1 rRNA gene is annotated in these 289 nt (G+C 54.0%); it reads right to left on the bottom strand.

Annotated elements, in window-relative coordinates:
- Positions 1–289, bottom strand: a 16S ribosomal RNA gene (locus J9885_RS20215); the annotation flags it as partial.

Below are 289 nucleotides of genomic sequence, written 5' to 3'. Positions count from 1 at the left end.
CCTTGTTACGACTTCACCCCAGTCATGAATCACACCGTGGTAAACGCCCTCCCGAAGGTTAAGCTATCTACTTCTGGTGCAACCCACTCCCATGGTGTGACGGGCGGTGTGTACAAGGCCCGGGAACGTATTCACCGCAACATTCTGATTTGCGATTACTAGCGATTCCGACTTCATGGAGTCGAGTTGCAGACTCCAATCCGGACTACGACGCGCTTTCTGGGATTCGCTCACTATCGCTAGCTTGCAGCCCTTTGTACGCGCCATTGTAGCACGTGTGTAGCCCTGG

The sequence above is a fragment of the Aeromonas sp. SrichE-2G genome, from assembly GCF_017939565.1.
Lineage (GTDB): Bacteria > Pseudomonadota > Gammaproteobacteria > Enterobacterales > Aeromonadaceae > Aeromonas > Aeromonas taiwanensis.
This window is presented reverse-complemented; position numbering and strand designations above follow the sequence as displayed.